This window comes from Chloroflexus sp. MS-CIW-1, assembly GCF_030444705.1.
GTDB lineage: Bacteria > Chloroflexota > Chloroflexia > Chloroflexales > Chloroflexaceae > Chloroflexus.
The window spans coordinates 3,231,008-3,248,596 of the sequence record NZ_JAUBWR010000001.1 but is presented as its reverse complement, the minus strand read 5'-3'; the positions used below and the strand labels follow the sequence as shown (position 1 = coordinate 3,248,596).

Here is a 17,589-nt window from a genome sequence, read left to right as displayed (position 1 = left end):
AGATGCACTCAGAATAGGGATGTACAGGAATGCTACTCGATCTGTCTGCATTATCGCGTGCTATCCAATCGCTCGATGCTGCTCTGCGCATTGTGAATGATCAGGACTGGTTTAATGCACAACGCGCAGAAGTTCAGCAAACACTCCTGGCTGGTGTAGTACAGAACTTTGAGTTTGTATACGAACTGTGCATGAAAATGATTCGGCGGCGACTCGAGCTGGATGCTACTTCTCCTACGGAAATCGATTTTAGTAGTTTTCGTGACCTGATACGTACTGCTGCCGAAAAGGGTTTAGTGACCAACGTCGAAGCCTGGTTTCGTTACCGTCAGTTGCGCAATATAACCTCTCACACATACGATAGTGTGAAAGCACGGATGGTTTGTGAGCAAGCAGGGGCTATCCTTGCCGATGCGCGAGTGGTGCTGAGCGCCCTGGAAGTGCGTAATGAGCGAGCAACGTTTTGATATTCAACCCGAACATCTGGCACTCGTGCGCACGATTCTGCGGCGGCATGTACCTCAGTACGATGTCTGGGCATTTGGTTCACGGGTTCAGGGTCGGGCGAAAGTACACTCTGACCTCGATCTGGTTATTATGACTGATAGACCGCTCACGCTTGACGTAATGGCTGCGCTTGCAGATGATTTTGCCGAGTCAGATCTACCCTGGAAGGTTGATATTGTGGACTGGGCCACGACAGATGCTGTCTTTCGGACGATCATCGAACACGACCGAATATTAGTGCAAACTGGTACTGCGCACGTTCCTAATGGGGAAGAGGCAGGTCATAATTCTGCCTCTACACCACTCTAACAAATTTACGTCGGCCCACCTGAACGACAGCGTTTGCACCGGGATTGAGAGTGAGCGTATAGCCTTCGACCCGTTCGCCATCGACCCGTACCCCACCGCCGTCAATCAAACGTCGGGCCTCACTTTTGCTCGGAGCAAGGCCACTGGCGACCAGTACGTCAACAATGCCGCTAGGGGCTGTCAGCGTGAAGGTCGGAATATCTTCAGGCACTTCGCGCTCGACAAACTGGCGAATAAAGGCAGCTTCGGCAGCCGCAGCCGCAGTTGGATCGTGGAACTGCGCCACAATCTCACGCGCCAGCCGCATCTTCAAATCGCGAGGATTAACCTGTCCATTTGCCATTGCCTGCTTCATTTCGTGTATCTCGGCCATCGGCACGTCGGTCAGCACTTCAAAGTAGAGCGGCAGGACCTCGTCACTCATTGACATAATCCGACCGTACATTTCAGCCGGCGGCATCCGAATATCGACCGTGTTGTTGAAGGTCTTCGACATCTTTCGGCCGTCGGTACCGGGAATAAGTGGGACGAGAAAGACTTGTTGAGGCGTCATTCCCAACTGTGTCATCAGCTCGCGCCCGGCGAGGATATTGAATTTCTGATCGGTGCCACCAAATTCCACATCGGCCTTGATCGCGACCGAGTCGTAGGCCTGAAGCATTGGGTACATCAATTCAAGGATGGTCAGTGGTGCGCCACTTTCGTAGCGTTTGCGAAATGTCTCGTGGGCGAGCATTTGGGCCAGGGTAAAGCGACCGGCCAGGTCGAGGGCGTGTTCGAGGGTAAACTGTCCGAACCACTCACTTTGCCAGCGAACCTCTGTGCGTTGGCGATCAACCACGCGGAAGAACTGCTCCATGTAGGTTTCGGCATTTGCCCGCACCTCAGCCGCCGACAAACGGGTACGTGTTTCATCGCGACCACTCGGATCGCCGATCTGTGCCGTCCAATCACCGACGATCAGCACCACGTGATGACCCAGTTCCTGGAAGGCACGGAGTTTACGCAACCCAACTGCGTGACCGATGTGCATATCGGGTTTGGTGGGATCGAAGCCTTGTTTTAGCCGGAGGGGTGTTCCACTCTGCAGGCGTGCTCGCAATTCACTTTCGACAATAATTTCGGCGACACCACGATGTAACAGATCAGACAGATCCATCTCAGACGCTCCCAATGCTTGATAGTGACTTCAAACGATGTTTATGCTAACAGGGTGCAGGCATCGTGTCAAGAGGGGCAGGGGGCTATGCGGGGGGGCGCGTCTGCGATGACCAATCTGCTCGAGAACGGAAAGACATCGACGAACATGCACCTGCTAGACGTGCCTCAGCGCACTATCGTAGTCTCTTAGACCACTGCAAGTGCGAACAAAGGGAAGGAACTACCGCTCTCTTATCTGTCTCCTCGCCTCACCATAGCCGACCAGAGCAAGACCGTTGCAAAGCCCTGGTATCACCTGACCAACGTTGCCAATGCAGACTGCAATTGATCAGACAGTTCAACGGGATTATCATCATCCCAGACAACGGTACTGACACCTGCTTCGCGGGCAGCGCTGGCACTGGCTTCATCTCTGACTAACGCAATCAATGGTGTAGCATGATTCAGTTCTTGCCAGAGATGGATGATGTCAGGACTAAACTCGGCAACCAGGAGTGCGGGATGAGGATGATGGGCAAGTAGGCCCTGCGCTGCAATTTCATTATCGGCGATCAGCAAGCGATATCCACGACTGTTTAACGTGCCCACGATGGTGCCGCGTGCAATATCATTCTGACAGATAATCAGAGCTTCAGGAGCATTGGTGCCGCGCCGATCTGTCAGCAGATTGGTAGAGGTCTCCTCAGTCCGTCGATCAATCTTATACGTACTGCCAGCAATCTGTTTGGCTGCTTTCTTGAGTTCGGCAGCGACTCGACTCATTTCATCCACACTATGGAATGTGCGGTTGTAGGTTGTTACCACTGCAATAGAAAGGCTGATAATGCCAAACTGTCGTGTGATACCGTAACGGTCGGTTGCTACTAAATATCCTCGTTGTAAGTCGGCCTCGTCGTAGAGAGCACGAATACTTTGATCGAAGACCTGAATAATGCGCTTGCACAGTGCTTCAGGATCGGGGCCGAGATGAATAACAACAAAATCGTCACCACCGATGTGACCAACGAAGTCATCGGGAGCGGTGTGCTCTCGTAACATGCTGGCGACGAGATGAATGGCCTTATCACCACGGGCAAATCCGTAGACATCGTTAAAGGCCTTGAAATTATCTAGATCGATATACAGCAAGGCAAACTTGGCCTTCTGTTCAAGCTGGCGGTTAATTTCCGCTTCGATTGCCGCATTACCAGGTAAACCGGTCAATGGATTACGCAGCGGTAACTGAGCGGCTCGCCGTAAGTGGGAACGTACCCGCGCCAGTAATACCTCGCGGTCGTATGGTTTTGCGATATAGTCGTCGGCGCCATTTTCCAATCCTTCAAAGATCTTTGATGAATCGCTGAGGGCGGTAAGAATTATCATCGGCAAATGTGAGGTGCGTGTGTCATTGCGAAGCTGTCGGATTGCTTCTAATCCATCCATCACAGGCATCGCCCGATCAACCAGGATGAGGTCGGGTGGTTGTTGCTGAGCGGCCTGAATGAGTTGATGCCCATTCTGTACCAGGTCAACCTCATATCCTTCACTTACCAGCATTTCGCGCAGGAGCATACCTACATCTGGCTCGTCTTCAGCCACCAGGATACGAATTGGTAATGTCATGTCACGCTCCTACCGTATCGGATACATCTACCATAGATGTGATTCATGAAAATTTTCTCGGACGCTTATAGCATACCATGCTCAAGAATGATTCGTGAAGAGATGAGGAGCTCCATTCTGGCGTGCTGTAGTAGTTCAAAAAGGATCTTCCTGTTTGGGAATTCTGTGCTATAATACATATCTTGCGTGGCACATGTTTTGCTGCGAAGTGTTAGTATTTGTGAAACGGAACACCATGAAGACTTTTGCTGAGTTGGGCCTGAGTGATGCGCTGGTAAGCACATTGAGCGGGCTTGGCTACGACGAACCAACACCCATTCAGGCTCAAGCTATTCCATTGTTACTTGCCGGTCGCGATGTAATCGCTCAGGCTCAGACCGGCACTGGGAAGACGGCAGCATTTGCGCTGCCAATAATTGAACAGGTGACCGATCAGCCGGTCGTGCAGGCGCTGGTTTTGGCGCCGACGCGCGAGCTGGCTGTACAGGTGGCAGAGGCCATTCATCGTTATGGTCGCCATCGGGCATTGCGAGTTCTGCCAATCTACGGTGGACAACCGATTGAGCGGCAGTTGCGGGGATTGGCCCAGGGTGTGCAGGTTGTGGTTGGCACGCCGGGGCGGGTCCTTGATCACTTGCGGCGTGGGTCGTTGCGGTTTGACCATCTGCGCATGGTTGTGCTGGACGAAGCTGATGAGATGCTTGATATGGGTTTTGCCGAGGAATTAGAGGCGATTTTACAAATGGCACCCACCGAACGCCAGACAGCCCTCTTTTCGGCAACAATACCACCGGCAGTTCAGCATCTGACCCTCCGCTATACCCGTCAGCCGGTGCGGGTAAGTATTGCGGCTGAGCAGTTGACAACACCGCGCATCCGCCAGATTTACTACGAGGTGCTTGCCCGTGACAAGCTCGATGCTCTCTGCCGCGTGCTCGATGTCGAGATGCCTCAGCTTGCGATTGTGTTCTGCCGCACCCGACAGGAAGTTGACGAGATCGGTGAACGGCTTCAGGGGCGCGGTTATGCGGCCGAGTCGCTCCATGGCGACCTGAGTCAGGCGATGCGTGATCGGGTGATGCGCCGCTTCCGTGAGGGACAGCTCGATGTGCTGGTTGCGACTGATGTTGCAGCTCGTGGGCTTGATATTGCTGAGGTCAGCCATGTGATCAACTACGATGTGCCGACTGACCCTGAAAGCTATGTCCATCGGATTGGCCGTACCGGTCGTGCCGGTCGTGATGGGGTAGCCATTACATTTATCACTCCGCGCGAGCGTCGCATGTTGCAGATCATCGAGCGGGTTACACGGACCCGGATCGAGCGCTGTCAGATGCCGACTCTAGCCGATGTGGCAGCGCGCCGACGTTCAGCGCTGTTTCAGCAGTTGCAGACAGCAATGGGGCAAGCAGGTCTGTCGACCTATATGGAACTGGTTGATGAGTTGGCAGCGATGGGCGATATGCGAACTCTGGCTGCTGCGGCGCTGAAGTTGCTTCTGAACGAAGATGAAACCGAGCAGGTTGATACCATTACTCGGCTCGAGCAGACACCGCCGGAGCGTTCGCAACGCTCAGAGCGGTCATCCCGTGCTCAACGGGGGAAACCCGATCCTGAGCGGGCAGAACGAGGGATGGTACGGTTGCAGATCAATCTCGGTCGCAACGATCAGATTCGGCCGGCAGATATTGTAGGTGCAATTGCAAATGAAGCCGGTTTACCGGGCCGTAGTATTGGTATGATTGAGGTGCGTGCTCGCACCAGTATCGTTGAAGTTCCGCGTCGCGCTGCACAACAAGTTCTCCAGGTGCTAAACCGTACTACGCTGCGTGGTCAACGGGTACGCGCCGTACTGCTCACTGAAGCAGCAGTTGCTGCGTGATGTTTCGGTGGGGTGAAGGGCGTCAGGTGTGCTACTGAGAGCCTGATCACAAACCCGGCTTTCTCATTCGGCACGTTCCGTACCCGTGCGACCATGGCGTGAGTGGAGGTCAACCTTCCCACCTTCCTCGCCCCGTGTGGGAGAGGGCCAGGGAGGATGGTGAGGGTTCCAACCATCCCCCCTCCTTGCCCCGTGTGGGAGAGGGCCAGGGGGGATGGTGAGGGGTCTTCCGTGCGTTCACCAGGTACGTGGCGGCGCACCAGTGTACTACTTCCAATGCGTTGACGTGCATAACTGGCGATGGGTATGCTATTCACCATTCTGTGCGCCGCTCTGCACGGTATCGACAGGGGCGAAAAATACCAAACCGCCTCATGGCACTCTTGCCATGGTATAATCAGCGCAAAGATACGTACACCTGTGCGAACAGGAAGGAAAACGACCGCATGAGCGCCGAGCGGCTGGTTAATCCTCATTCAGATAGCGACGACCAACAGATCGAAAAGAGTCTCCGTCCACGGACTCTGAATGAGTTTATCGGGCAGGAGAAGGTCGTTGAGCAACTGCGGATTGCGATTGCCGCTGCTCGTGGACGGAATGAGTCGCTCGATCATACGCTCTTCTACGGTCCACCAGGATTAGGCAAGACGTCGTTGGCAAATGTGGTCGCCAATGAGATGGGGGCCAAAATTAAGATTACCAGTGGACCGGCAATTGAACGGGCCGGTGATCTAGCGGCTATTCTGACCAGTCTTCAGGCGAACGATGTGTTGTTTATTGATGAAGTGCACCGGCTGAATCGGGCTGTGGAAGAGGTGCTTTACCCCGCGATGGAGGATTTTGCGCTTGATCTGGTCGTGGGGAAGGGGCCAGGTGCGCGCAGTCTACGTCTCAATTTGCCCCGCTTTACGGTGATCGGAGCTACAACACGACTGGCCCTGCTCACCTCACCATTACGTGATCGCTTTGTCGCTGTGCATCGGCTCGTCTTTTACTCTGATGAGGCGATGGCTGAAATTGTCGCTCGATCGGCTCGCATTTTGGGTGTGCCGATTAGTCCTGAAGGCGCGCATGAAATTGGCCGTCGGGCACGTGGTACACCACGGATTGCGAATCGTATCCTGCGACGTGTGCGCGATTATGCCCAGGTTGTGGCCGATGGCGCGATTACGCTTGAGGTGGCACGGGCGGCGCTGGCCCAACTTGAAATCGATGAGTTGGGTCTTGATGAGAATGACCGACGGTTGTTACGTGCAATTATTGAATTGTTCAACGGTGGTCCAGTTGGTCTAAGTACACTGGCTGCGGCGTTGGCCGAAGAGGTCGATGCTATCGAAGACGTATATGAGCCATTCTTGTTGCAGCTTGGTTTCTTGCAACGCACGCCACGTGGTCGGATTGCGACGCGCCGCGCCTACGAACATCTGGGGCTGCCGTACCCTGAACGTGCTCTACCGCCTGATCTTGAGATTGGGCCGCAGCAAACAACTCTGTTTTGATGATGTCGCCTGTTGATCAACATTCTCTGCTTTCAATTGCAATTATTGCCCGTGACGAAGAGCGCTATATTGCCGGCTGCCTGCGTAGTGTTGCCGGTCTCAGTAGCGATATAGTGGTCATCGTCGACGACCAGTCTCGTGATGCGACGGCAACTATTGCGCAGGCTCATGGTGCGCGGGTCTTGATTGAGCAGTGGCGTGGCTTTAGTGCCCAACGCAATTTGGCGCTGCAACACTGTGGTGGCGAGTGGGTGCTCTTCATCGATGCTGACGAGCGGTTAACCCCCGCATTGTTTGTTGAAATCGCAACGCTGATGCATGTCGGTCCTCCAGCAAATATTGCCGGTTACCGCATGCCACGTTACAACCTCTTTTTTGGCCAACGATTGCGCGGTGGTGGCTGGTACCCAGATTTTCAACTGCGTTTGCTCCGCCGCAGCGCCGCTACTTACGATGAGCACGTTGCTGTTCATGAAGTGGCCAATCTGCAAGGTGAAGTTGCTCTGCTGGGCGGTCATTTGCTCCATCTCAATATCGAGCGTCTTGATGAGCTATGGCAAAAGCAGGCCCGGTATGCGTTTGCAGAAGCGGTTATGCTGTATCGGGCTGGACGGAGAATGCGATTACGGAACCTGATCGGTGCACCTGCGCGTGAATTTTGGCGGCGCTACGTTCAGCTTGGTGGCTGGCGTGATGGCGGATTGGGTCTGTTTCTCTGTACGACGCTGGCCTGGCATGAAGTGGTAAAATTCGCCATGCTGTATAGCCTACAGCAGCGAGAACGCATGTAGTTCACATGCGTCCCCTGGCTTACCTGACAAAAGGAGTGAGCCGATCATGCACCCATCTCTACAGGTGCGATTGGCCTGACCTGGCGTGGCGAACAGCCATTGCGTCTGGCGCACTATGGTATCATTGGATACGGGTATCTGATTTGATCACAGCAAAGCGTATGAATCCACTGGCGAATGCCCTTGCTCAACGTCGGTTGCTGATTCTTGATGGTGCGCTGGCGACAGAGCTAGAGCGGCGTGGTTGCGATCTCAATGATCCCCTCTGGTCGGCAAAGGTGTTGATCGAAAACCCAGCGTTGATTCAGACTGTTCATGCCGACTATGTTGCCGCAGGCGCCGATGTCGTCATTACTGCCAGCTATCAGGCAACCATCCCTGGTTTTGTGGCACGTGGGCTTTCGATTGATCAGGCCATCATGCTTCTGCAACGTTCGGTAGCGATAGCACGTGCTGCGTGCGACCAGTTCTGGGCTGATCCGGCGAATCGGGTTCATCGGATTCGGCCACTCGTTGCCGCGTCGATTGGCCCTTATGGCGCATTTTTGCACGACGGTTCGGAATATCGTGGTGATTACGGCTTGTCGGTTAGCGAACTGATAGCGTTTCATCGCCCACGTATGGCGGTATTGGCCGCGGCTCAGCCCGATCTTTTCGCCTGTGAAACGATACCGTGTCTTGATGAAGCACGGGCATTGGTTGCGCTGTTAGCCGAATTTCCCCAATATACCGCGTGGATCAGCTTTAGCGCACGTGATGGCCAGCACAACGCGCAAGGTGAATCGATTGCCGAATGCGTTGCGGAAATTGCTACGCATCCGCAAGTTATAGCGGTTGGTATTAATTGTACAGCGCCCCGATTTCTACCCGATTTGATACAGACAATTCGCGGAGTTACGTCGAAACCGATTGTCGTCTATCCCAATTCAGGCGAGACTTACGATCCAGTGGCACAATGCTGGATCGGGTCAACCGAGATTGCTGACTTCGCAGCACAGGCCCGCCAGTGGTATGCAGCCGGTGCACGAATCATTGGCGGTTGCTGTCGAACCACACCCGAACACATTCGTACTCTGGCTATCTGGGCTGCCCGTGAGGTTCACTGTGGTTGAATCCTGGCCCTTTCATCCATTCGCTATACCCTCATCACCGGTCTTACGAATCGGGGCTTATCCATTACACGGGTCGCCGGTCTTTCACGTTGATCCTAACCACTACCACGCAGAGTTGGCGTTGAAGCGGGCGCTACTGGCTGCCGATCATTCGTATTACGTACAGGCGTACCCGGAAAGTTTGCCCGCCCAATGGGAATTACTGGTATGGGGCGTTGAGGAGCTAGCCCGTTCCTATCCGCAATGGTTTTACGTAGAGCAACGTGATACCGAACTACATTGGGAAAATCGCCTGCGCGGTGAAACGGCCATCATTCGCGTTGGTGAAGAACTCGGTCTCTGGCCGATTGATTGGTTGGGGCGGCAGGTACAAGAGGATCTTTTGTTAATTGCAGTGGATGAAGCTGCCGGTCATCCGCTGATTGCCGGTCAGCTTTGTTTTCCTAATCGCTGGTGTCTTGCCGACAAGATGGGCTTACCGATGGCAATGATACACGGGCCGGTACCCGGTTTTAATGCGCACCTGGCAGCGTCAACCAATCAACTGATAGCCCGTTTGCAACCACAACGTCCGGTTTGGCGGCGCAACTGGTCGCTGGTCGTCCTACCTGATCTCGATCTTTCACCGCGTCTTGGCGCCCTGGATCGGCAAAAGGCGGCAATTACGGCTGAAAATGCCGGTGAGAAGGTTTTTTATCGGGTCGAACGACAGACGCTGGTCCGTATGGTGCGTCACCCAGTTGTTCTCTTTACCGTGCGCACGTATGTCGCTGCGTTAGCCGAATTAACTACCGATCCACAGTGGGCGGCAGCACTAGCGCGTATGCTGCGGCAGCTCGATCCGTTAATGCTGGATTACAAAGGGGTGACACCTTATCTGCATCCGTTACTAGCGTATTTGGATCGACAGGCGATGAGTGGGCTTCAGTGAAGCGACAGCCAATCATCGGCATTTGGGACATCGGCAGTCTGAGTTAGACATCACTAGCCTGACCGGTTCGCTCATAAAGATGTGCTATCATAGCTCGGAGGCGATGCAGACGGAGGTGTGTCCCATGAGTGATAAACAGGAACGGCAGGCCGGTGCTACCGATCCACAATCGGGAAGAGGTGCAGTTCGTCAGCGTGAAACACCGCGTACTGAACGTCTGGATGCGACATCAGCTTCTCCGGCGTGGCGACCATCACGGCCCAATCGGGGTATGATTAACCGGAATAATGTGTGGCACGTCGTTCCCCGTTGGCTACAGCAACGGGGCTGGCCGTATGTCATTGCTGCATTTGTGCTCCTGGTATTGATTGTTTTCCTCTTTCTGTGGTACCTGCGCGATGATCGGCGTGAAGTGCCTCTTGGGACACCGACAGATACATCCCTCCAGCCTGGCATCATCATTCCGACCCAATCAACGGATGAAACGAACACTTCCGCTCTATCACCGTCACCAACACCGGCACCGCGTTTCTTTGTGGTCGTTAATACCGGTGGTCAAGGATTGTTCCTGCGACCAGAACCAAATCGGAATAATCAACCGATTACTACTTTACCCGATGGAACCCGACTTGAGCAAATCGGTGAAGATGTTCCCGGCCCTGATTTTGTCTGGCGTCCAGTACGTACTCCTGATGGTCTGGAAGGGTACGTTGCGGTCGATTTTCTTGCGCCGAGTCAATAATTCTACCATTTGTCTCCTGAAGAAAACTTCTGAAGAGGCGGGCCACCTGCCCGCCTACCTCACTCCCTGCCCTATAGCCGAACTGCTATCATCCGGTTATCACGCTTCGTCTTCGCCTGCTACCTGCCGCTCAGCCGCCTTTGCCAGATCGGGTGCAGCAATTGAGAGAAAGAGATCAACCAGGTTTGGATCAAAATGCTTCCCTTTTTGATCGCGAATGTACTGATAGGCCTGCTCGCGACTCCACGCCTTGCGGTAAGGACGATCATTGGTTAGCGCATCCCATACATCGACGAGGGCGAAGATACGGGCGGCCAGCGGGATTTGCTCTCCACGTAACCCACGCGGATAACCGGTTCCATCCCATTTCTCATGATGACAGTAGGGAATATCGATGGCAGACCGCAGATAGGCAATCGGTGAGAGCAGTTCATAGGCGTAGGTGGTATGGCAACGCATAATTTCCCATTCCTCTTCGGTCAATGGGCCTGGTTTGTGTAAAATGGAGTCGGGCACCCCAATCTTGCCAATGTCGTGCAGCATAGCGCCGCGCCACATATTGATCTGTTCTTCTGGCGGAATATTGAGGGCTTGGGCAACAGCCAGAGTGAGTTGGGCGACACGTTGTGAATGTCCTTCAGTCTCTTTATCGCGCAGATCGAGTGCACGTGACCATCCGATCAACGTCTGATCATACGCCTCAGCAACAGCCTGCGCTGCCTGTCGGGCCTGTTCGGTCAGTAAGCGTTCCTGCGCGGCAGCTCGCTCGCGTTCTTCAATAAGGCGTCGATAGCGATTAATACGTTGCATTGTGCGCACACGCAGACGGAGTTCGCTTAATTCAACCGGTTTTGAGAGAAATTCATCGGCGCCTGCTTTGACTCCTTCCAGCCGCGATAATCGATCATCAAGTGCCGTGATCATAATGATAGGTACTTCAGCCGTCAGTGGATCATCACGCAACATTCGACAGACGCTGAACCCATCGAGATCGGGCATCATTACATCGAGGAGGATCAGATCGGGCAATTCTGCGCGTGCAGCAGCGATCCCGCTCAGACCTGATTCTGCGGTGTGCACTACACAACGTTCGCGTTTGAGTAGATCGCTTAGAATGTCGCGCACGTTCGGGTCATCATCGATGACCAACACATGATACGGTTGACCTTGCATAGTCAATGACGCTTTCCGGCTTAACGGTTGTCGGTGCTATGGTGTTTATTCTAGCACGGATACGCTACATAGTTCGGTACAAGCGTTCATATCGGCTCTGTGGCGTGGCGGAATAGCAAGGGTCCCCTGTTCTAACCTGCGCTTGTTATCCTTGCTCCGCGTGTCCTTTGCTATATTAAAGTGTGACCATTACCACAAAAGAACTCCTGCTCCTCAGATGGGGTCATCCTTTTCCTTGCGCTTTGAGGTGTGCTGATAAAATCTTGAGTACCGGATCGGTACGTGCTAGCGATATATGTCCTGCCCCAATCGGTGCGTTGACGGGCAGCATGCGCGAGAATCGCTATAACCCTGGCCGTTGTGCAATCGGCCAGGGAAAGGCACGGCAAGAGTGGCAACAGGCAATCGTCAGCTTGTCAAGTTGGCAGGATGTTTCGGACAATTGCTAGACAGCGACGACCTTTTCGCGTACCAGTTGTTCACTAAACTCCCACAGTCGTCTGGCGAGGGCCGCATCCTGAGCAGCGGCTGATGGTTGGGCTGGTTTTTTGCGTACAAAGTAGACTCCACTGACACCTGCAACTTCTGGTGATGACGCCAGATAGATCGATGTTGAAGCCCCCTGTTCTGGTGAGAGCATGAAAGGTCGGGCAAGTCGGAAGAAAAATGCAAACAGACCACGTGCATCAGCGGCAAAGTTGGTCGCAACTGCACCCGGATGGAGACTATTTGCAGTCACTCCGCTCCCTTGCAACCGCCGTGCCAGTTCGTTGGTGAAGAGGATGTTGCACAACTTCGAGTCGCTGTAGGCCTGGGAGATGTTTGGTCGTTGGGGAGAGGCGATCTGCGGAATCGCAATTTTGCCTGCTACGTGGGCAAAGGAAGAGACGTTGACGATGCGCGCTGGTGCGCTGGCAACAATGCGGTCGAGCAACAGGTTGGTGAGCAAGAACGGTGCCAGATGATTGACGGCGAAGGTCAATTCGTAGCCGTCGGCGCTGGCAAGCGGTTCTGAAACGAAGATGCCAGCATTGTTGACCAGGACATCAATGCGAGGACAACGTTCAAGCAACTCACTGGCTGCCCGACGCACGGAGTTCAGTGAGGCGAAATCAGCCAGTACCAGTTCCGGCGGCGCTCCGGTAGCTTCCTGCGCGATACGCTGACGGGCCGCTTCACCCTTGCTCTGTGAGCGGCAGACCATCATCACTCGTGCTCCCATTTTGGCCAGCTCGCGTGCCGTGACATACCCGATTCCAGAATTGGCGCCGGTCACGATGACGGTTTTTCCTTGCATGATCTGTTCCATAATTGATAGCGGCAGCGACTGTCGTCTTCAAACGACAGCGAAAGCCACGTACTCCTTTCTGCTGCGATGAGATTCTTGACACAAATTGGACGATGTATTTGTTCGCTAAGCTCCCGTGCGCTAACTCCTTACTCACAAGAAAGCCCCGGTGTTTAAGCCGGGACTGTTGCATGTCAGGTGCATTCCTTTTGTACTATACCACAGGAATGACCATCACTTCGTGCGAGTTTGAGCATCTCACTTACTAGCCCGACGCTCGCTCGACGTCCTTTAATCGCGCAATAATTGCCCGTTCTTCCGGTGGACATTCTGTCGCAAACCAGGCATCGAGGATTTCACGGGCTATCTCCGGCGTAGTTGTCCGCAGGCTAAGGGCCAGAACGTTTGCGTCATTCCACTTGCGGGCACCGGCTGCGGTTTGGGCGTCGTGGCATAGCGCAGCACGCACCCCAGGTACTTTGTTAGCAGCAATACTGACACCGGTACCGGTATAGCAGCAAACAATACCCTGGTCGGCCTGTCCGGTAGCAACGGCTTCGCCAACGGCTCGCCCTACGTCAGGCCATGGATCGGCGTTGCCAGCGAGCGGCCCAAACAGGATAAGTTCATGACCACGCTGTTTCAGTTCGGCGATCAAGGCGTCGGTAACGTAGTTCTGTTCATCGCTCCCTACGGCAATCCGCATAGAACCTCCTTGCGTGCCAACCATCATCGATCAAGCTACACCTGTCATGTTTCGGTACTGGTCGATCCGGCTGCGCAAACGAGTTGTCAGGTATGGACTTGCCGGGCTAAGTGTGGTGAGGATCAACTCAGCTTCTGTGCAGTAAGCACTAATCCGCTCTGGCGACCAATGGGCAGGAGGTGGAGTTGACAGGTTGCTGATCCGATCGGCGAGTTTCACCAACCAAACCTCACGGGGTTGCTGTTGAATACGACGCAGACTATCGATCATTCGTTCATCCGATGGGAGTGACGGATCTTTGGTAAGAGCACGAACACCACCAACAATCGCTGGCCCAAAATGAGCTTCCAGCGTTGCCTCATCGATGTTCGTATCTTCAAGCACATCGTGGAGCAGGGCACAGCAAAGGGCTAATGTTGGATCGTACCCTGGTTCGACCATCAATGTGGTTGCAACTTCGAGTGCGACATCGCTCAGATGCACGAGATAAGGCAGCGTACTACCAGGTCGAAGCTGACCATTGTGGGCCTGCGCAGCAAAGAGAAGAGCTTTGTTGACAAGGTCGGATGTCTGCATACCGCTTATGGAGTCGATGGTATTTATCGCTTATCCAGCCGGTTGTGGCTCACGTTCTTTGGTAATATCGCGCAGCGTACTCAGGTCACGAATTCGTTCAGTAAACAAAATGCCGTGTAAGTGATCGACTTCATGTTGGATCGCCCACCCCAACAAATCATCGGCGCGGCGTAACCGGTGATGTTTGCCATTTAAATCCTGAAATTCGACGGTCACCCATGTCTGGCGCGGTACCAATCCATACCAACCTGGTAGACTGAGACACCCTTCGTCGCGCATCACCTCTTCATCGCTCATCTTGACGATCCGCGGGTTGATAAGAACGTATGGTTTTGCCGGAGCTATCTCAACAACACTGCCGTCTGGATGCTCCTCATATTCGGCAGGAAGCTCGATGATACAAAGCTGAATGGGAATACCGATCTGCGGTGCAGCCAGTCCTACGCCGTGCGCAGCGCGCATGGTCTCGAACATGTCAGCTACCAGTTGTTTGAGGTTGCGGTCAGGGAGCTTGACTGGACGGCATTGCATTTTTAGAATCTTGCGATCTTCGGCGTCGTCAATCCGTAAAATTCTTCGAATAGCCATAAACTCGTGTTTCCTTGCCCTTCAGGTGCGTATCAGTTGCTCTTTCTATTGTACGACAGCGGATGGTTTGGGGCAAGGGAGCGCCCATAAAAGAGGAGTGGGGAAAGAGAAAAGAGAGCAGAAGAGTGGGCAGTAGTGGCGAGTTCATCATCCTGCTCCCGCGAGCGGAGTGATGCGCCGACCAATGGATGCCAACCATACACTGCACCCACTTCCACCGTGCTTCTTCTACTCCCCAGGCAACCTCGTGTACCTACCGATGATCCTGCTCGAACATCGTCGCATTTTCATCTTGTCGGGAAAGGTGCTGAATGCAGGTTCAGCTTCACTGCGTGCCCGCTCATCAAAACGCCGATTGCGCAGCAAGATTTCAGCCTACGCAAGCCCCAGCTACGGCAATCTGACCGAATGCCAAGCCACCATCGTTAGGTGGCACTAGCCGTGGGATGAGCACAGTAAAGCCATCGTTGCGTAACAACTCGGTGAGTAGTTCGAGCAGAAGCACATTCTGAAACACTCCCCCACTGAGCGCAACGGTTGTCAGACCATACTCATCACGCGCCCGCCGGCAGGCCAGCCATAAGCCGTAAGCAACCCCCTGATGAACCCGCCCGGCAATGACTGCCGGAGGAACATTCTGCCGCAGATCGTCAACCAGCGCCGATAGCATTGCCAATCCATCAAGAGTAAATGGAGCATTGGCCGTTGCCGACTCGGCGATTGGCATTGGATAAGGGGGGTGTTGCCAATCGGCGATCTGTTCAAGCAATATTGCCAGCTCACCTTCATAACGGGCAACTAGACCGAGTCCCACCAAAACTGCCGCTACATCGAATAATCGTCCCAGACTTGAGGTTAACGGGCTATTTAGTTTTCGTTCAATCATTCGCGCCAAGATATTCCAGGCAGTTCGATCTAATTGTCGCGTTAACGGTATATCCATCTGCCAGAAATCGGGGCCGTACATCTGGAAAAGGGCCGCTGCTGCAACCCGCCACGGCTGACGTACCGCCTGTTCACCGCCCGGTAGGATCAAATGCCGCACATGACCAACTCGCCGATACGTAGCGCAGGTCGCGATCAGTACCTCGCCACCCCACACTGTACCATCGGGTCCGTAGCCACTGCCATCGGCTGCCAGCCCAATAACCGGTCCATCCAATCCGTATTCTGCCAGAACAGCAGCGATATGTGCGTGATGGTGCTGGACGCCAATCTTGCGCTCTATCGGCATTGCTAATGCTGCCTGGGTAGCCAGATAGCCCGGATGCAGATCGTAAGCAACAACCTCTGGAGTTATGCCGAATAATCGTTGAAAATGGACGATCCCTTCGTGGAATGAGCGCAATGTGGGGAGATTCTCCAGATCACCAATATGGTGACTGAGGAAGACCTCACGACCGCGTCCAAGCGCGAACGTGTTTTTGAGATGACCACCGCAAGCAAGGATCGGGCAGGGCAAGGCTGTAGCCAATGTGATCGGTGCCGGTGCGTAGCCCCGTGAGCGACGAATGATGAGCGGCCCACCCGCGGCTATCCGCACCACGCTGTCATCACAGCGGATATGGATGGGTCGGTTGTGACTCAGAAAGGCATCGGCAATCGGTGCCAGTCGGGTGAACGCATCATTGTCCTCGTAAGCGATTGGTTCATCGCTCAGATTACCACTGGTTAACACAATTGCTGCAACCCGCCCTGGCGCGATAATCTCGGCGTATTCGTTAAGTAAGAGATAGTGCAGTGGCGTATAGGGCAACATCACACCCAATGTCTGCATCCCCGGCGCAACTGATGGTGCAACTGGTGCAGTTGGTCGGCGGGGAAGAAGCACAATCGGGCGCGCCGGGCTGGTAAGTAAGGCGTGAGCTACCGGATCGATCTGGCAGAGCTGCTCTGCCACCGTTTCATCACGGACCATCAGTGCCAGTGGGCGCGCCTCACGTTGCTTCCGTTGTCGTAACCGACTCACCGCCGCTTCATCGTCGGCAGCGCAGGCCAGATGGTATCCGCCCAAACCTTTGATTGCCACGATCTGCCCGTGTGCAATTGCCTCTGCCGCAGCAGCGATTGGATCGTCGGTATCACCTGCTGACCACTTAAGGCGAGGGCCGCAAGCCGGGCAAGCGGTTGGTTGGGCATGGAAGCGCCGGTCACGTGGATCGTTGTATTCCGCCTGACACTGTTGACAGAGCGGAAAATTGCGCATCGTGGTATTGATGCGGTCGTAAGGCACATCAAGAACGATTGTGAAGCGGGGGCCACAATTGGTGCAGTTGGTGAAGGCATAACGGTAGCGACGGTCATGCGGATCGGTGATCTCACGCAGACAATCGGCACAGGTGGCTGTGTCCGGTGCAATGAGCGTGCGACGCTGAGGTTGGGCCTGACTAGCGGTAATCACAAACTCCTTGTCGCCAACCAGAGCCATTGGTTCGACCCGCAATTGCTCTATCCGAGCCAAAGGCGGCGCTTCGGTACGTAACGCCTGTACGAATGACTGTAGCGCCTGCTCTTCGCCTTCTACTTCTATCGTGACCCCGCTACTATCGTTACGCACAAAACCGGTTAACCGCCAGCGTTCGGCCAACCCAAACACGAATGGCCGAAAACCAACTCCTTGAACAATCCCGTGGACGCTTACCCGCCAGCGTCGTTGCTGGGGAGGTGCAGTTTCGCCTTTCATGGTGTCTACCTATCAATTGTATGCTGCCAGTGTACTGTA

The 17,589-nt window shown here is 54.2% G+C and carries 16 protein-coding genes; 8 read left to right on the top strand and 8 right to left on the bottom strand.

Annotated elements, in window-relative coordinates; all coding sequences use genetic code 11:
- Positions 1-29 precede the first annotated feature (29 nt).
- Together QTO31_RS12900 and QTO31_RS12895 are read left to right on the top strand one after the other, a co-directional pair.
- Positions 30-467: a nucleotidyltransferase substrate binding protein gene (locus tag QTO31_RS12900; RefSeq protein ID WP_301429408.1), complete on the top strand. Its 438-nt coding sequence runs from the start codon at positions 30-32 to the stop codon at positions 465-467.
- Positions 448-816 carry a nucleotidyltransferase family protein gene (locus tag QTO31_RS12895; protein WP_051871037.1) on the top strand — a complete coding sequence of 123 codons (369 nt, stop codon included), beginning with the start codon at positions 448-450 and terminating at the stop codon, positions 814-816. Before QTO31_RS12900 ends, QTO31_RS12895 begins: the two co-directional genes overlap by 20 nt.
- On the opposite strand, the gene tyrS is transcribed toward QTO31_RS12895, so the two are convergent.
- Positions 803-1,990, bottom strand: coding sequence for a tyrosine--tRNA ligase (gene tyrS, locus QTO31_RS12890; protein WP_411278395.1), 1,188 nt, complete (start codon positions 1,988-1,990; stop codon positions 803-805). The two genes, QTO31_RS12895 and tyrS, sit on opposite strands and share 14 nt — an antisense overlap.
- A gap of 278 nt (positions 1,991-2,268) precedes the next feature.
- Positions 2,269-3,579: a response regulator gene (locus QTO31_RS12885; protein WP_301429404.1), complete on the bottom strand. Its 1,311-nt coding sequence runs from the start codon at positions 3,577-3,579 to the stop codon at positions 2,269-2,271.
- 235 nt (positions 3,580-3,814) lie between these two features.
- Between QTO31_RS12885 and QTO31_RS12880 the strand changes: the two genes are divergently transcribed.
- From QTO31_RS12880 to QTO31_RS12855, 6 genes are all read left to right on the top strand, one after another.
- Positions 3,815-5,461 carry a DEAD/DEAH box helicase gene (locus tag QTO31_RS12880; RefSeq protein WP_301429402.1) on the top strand — a complete coding sequence of 549 codons (1,647 nt, stop codon included), beginning with the start codon at positions 3,815-3,817 and terminating at the stop codon, positions 5,459-5,461.
- Positions 5,462-5,907: 446 nt separating this feature from the next.
- Positions 5,908-6,960, top strand: a complete 1,053-nt coding sequence (gene ruvB / locus QTO31_RS12875) for a Holliday junction branch migration DNA helicase RuvB (RefSeq protein ID WP_031457908.1) — start codon at positions 5,908-5,910, stop codon at positions 6,958-6,960.
- Complete coding sequence (locus QTO31_RS12870) at positions 6,960-7,751, top strand: glycosyltransferase family 2 protein (RefSeq protein WP_236631090.1); 792 nt, start codon at positions 6,960-6,962, stop codon at positions 7,749-7,751. Before ruvB ends, QTO31_RS12870 begins: the two co-directional genes overlap by 1 nt.
- A gap of 161 nt (positions 7,752-7,912) precedes the next feature.
- On the top strand, positions 7,913-8,863 hold the full coding sequence (gene mmuM / locus QTO31_RS12865; RefSeq protein ID WP_301429399.1) for a homocysteine S-methyltransferase: 951 nt from the start codon (positions 7,913-7,915) through the stop codon (positions 8,861-8,863).
- Positions 8,856-9,794 (top strand): heme-dependent oxidative N-demethylase family protein, encoded by a 939-nt coding sequence (locus QTO31_RS12860; RefSeq protein ID WP_301429397.1) that lies wholly within the window; start codon positions 8,856-8,858, stop codon positions 9,792-9,794. The genes mmuM and QTO31_RS12860 overlap by 8 nt, the downstream gene beginning before the upstream one ends.
- Positions 9,795-9,918: 124 nt before the next feature.
- On the top strand, positions 9,919-10,536 hold the full coding sequence (locus QTO31_RS12855) for an SH3 domain-containing protein (protein WP_301429396.1): 618 nt from the start codon (positions 9,919-9,921) through the stop codon (positions 10,534-10,536).
- Positions 10,537-10,635: 99 nt separating this feature from the next.
- On the opposite strand, the gene QTO31_RS12850 is transcribed toward QTO31_RS12855, so the two are convergent.
- From QTO31_RS12850 to hypF, 6 genes are all read right to left on the bottom strand, one after another.
- Positions 10,636-11,709 carry an HD-GYP domain-containing protein gene (locus tag QTO31_RS12850; RefSeq protein WP_301429394.1) on the bottom strand — a complete coding sequence of 358 codons (1,074 nt, stop codon included), beginning with the start codon at positions 11,707-11,709 and terminating at the stop codon, positions 10,636-10,638.
- Positions 11,710-12,154: 445 nt separating this feature from the next.
- On the bottom strand, positions 12,155-13,006 hold the full coding sequence (locus QTO31_RS12845) for an SDR family oxidoreductase (RefSeq protein WP_301429393.1): 852 nt from the start codon (positions 13,004-13,006) through the stop codon (positions 12,155-12,157).
- Positions 13,007-13,262: 256 nt separating this feature from the next.
- Complete coding sequence (locus QTO31_RS12840) at positions 13,263-13,703, bottom strand: RpiB/LacA/LacB family sugar-phosphate isomerase (protein WP_301429391.1); 441 nt, start codon at positions 13,701-13,703, stop codon at positions 13,263-13,265.
- A gap of 30 nt (positions 13,704-13,733) precedes the next feature.
- A complete protein-coding gene (locus QTO31_RS12835; RefSeq protein WP_301429390.1) occupies positions 13,734-14,279 on the bottom strand; it encodes an HD domain-containing protein in 546 nt (181 codons plus the stop codon).
- A gap of 30 nt (positions 14,280-14,309) precedes the next feature.
- Positions 14,310-14,867, bottom strand: coding sequence for a peptide deformylase (gene def, locus QTO31_RS12830; protein ID WP_301429388.1), 558 nt, complete (start codon positions 14,865-14,867; stop codon positions 14,310-14,312).
- A gap of 370 nt (positions 14,868-15,237) precedes the next feature.
- Positions 15,238-17,550, bottom strand: coding sequence for a carbamoyltransferase HypF (gene hypF, locus QTO31_RS12825; protein WP_301429387.1), 2,313 nt, complete (start codon positions 17,548-17,550; stop codon positions 15,238-15,240).
- Positions 17,551-17,589 lie beyond the last annotated feature (39 nt).

Bases quoted from the DNA above. Each gene is read 5' to 3' on its own strand.
- ruvB (WP_031457908.1), top strand. From the start codon at position 5,908: ATGAGCGCCGAGCGGCTGGTTAATCCTCATTCAGATAGCGACGACCAA.
- QTO31_RS12845 (WP_301429393.1), bottom strand. From the start codon at position 13,006: ATGCAAGGAAAAACCGTCATCGTGACCGGCGCCAATTCTGGAATCGGG.
- QTO31_RS12900 (WP_301429408.1), top strand. From the start codon at position 30: ATGCTACTCGATCTGTCTGCATTATCGCGTGCTATCCAATCGCTCGAT.
- def (WP_301429388.1), bottom strand. From the start codon at position 14,867: ATGGCTATTCGAAGAATTTTACGGATTGACGACGCCGAAGATCGCAAG.
- hypF (WP_301429387.1), bottom strand. From the start codon at position 17,550: ATGAAAGGCGAAACTGCACCTCCCCAGCAACGACGCTGGCGGGTAAGC.
- QTO31_RS12840 (WP_301429391.1), bottom strand. From the start codon at position 13,703: ATGCGGATTGCCGTAGGGAGCGATGAACAGAACTACGTTACCGACGCC.
- QTO31_RS12880 (WP_301429402.1), top strand. From the start codon at position 3,815: ATGAAGACTTTTGCTGAGTTGGGCCTGAGTGATGCGCTGGTAAGCACA.
- QTO31_RS12895 (WP_051871037.1), top strand. From the start codon at position 448: ATGAGCGAGCAACGTTTTGATATTCAACCCGAACATCTGGCACTCGTG.
- QTO31_RS12850 (WP_301429394.1), bottom strand. From the start codon at position 11,709: ATGCAAGGTCAACCGTATCATGTGTTGGTCATCGATGATGACCCGAAC.
- QTO31_RS12855 (WP_301429396.1), top strand. From the start codon at position 9,919: ATGAGTGATAAACAGGAACGGCAGGCCGGTGCTACCGATCCACAATCG.
- QTO31_RS12835 (WP_301429390.1), bottom strand. From the start codon at position 14,279: ATGCAGACATCCGACCTTGTCAACAAAGCTCTTCTCTTTGCTGCGCAG.
- QTO31_RS12870 (WP_236631090.1), top strand. From the start codon at position 6,960: ATGATGTCGCCTGTTGATCAACATTCTCTGCTTTCAATTGCAATTATT.
- QTO31_RS12885 (WP_301429404.1), bottom strand. From the start codon at position 3,579: ATGACATTACCAATTCGTATCCTGGTGGCTGAAGACGAGCCAGATGTA.
- mmuM (WP_301429399.1), top strand. From the start codon at position 7,913: ATGAATCCACTGGCGAATGCCCTTGCTCAACGTCGGTTGCTGATTCTT.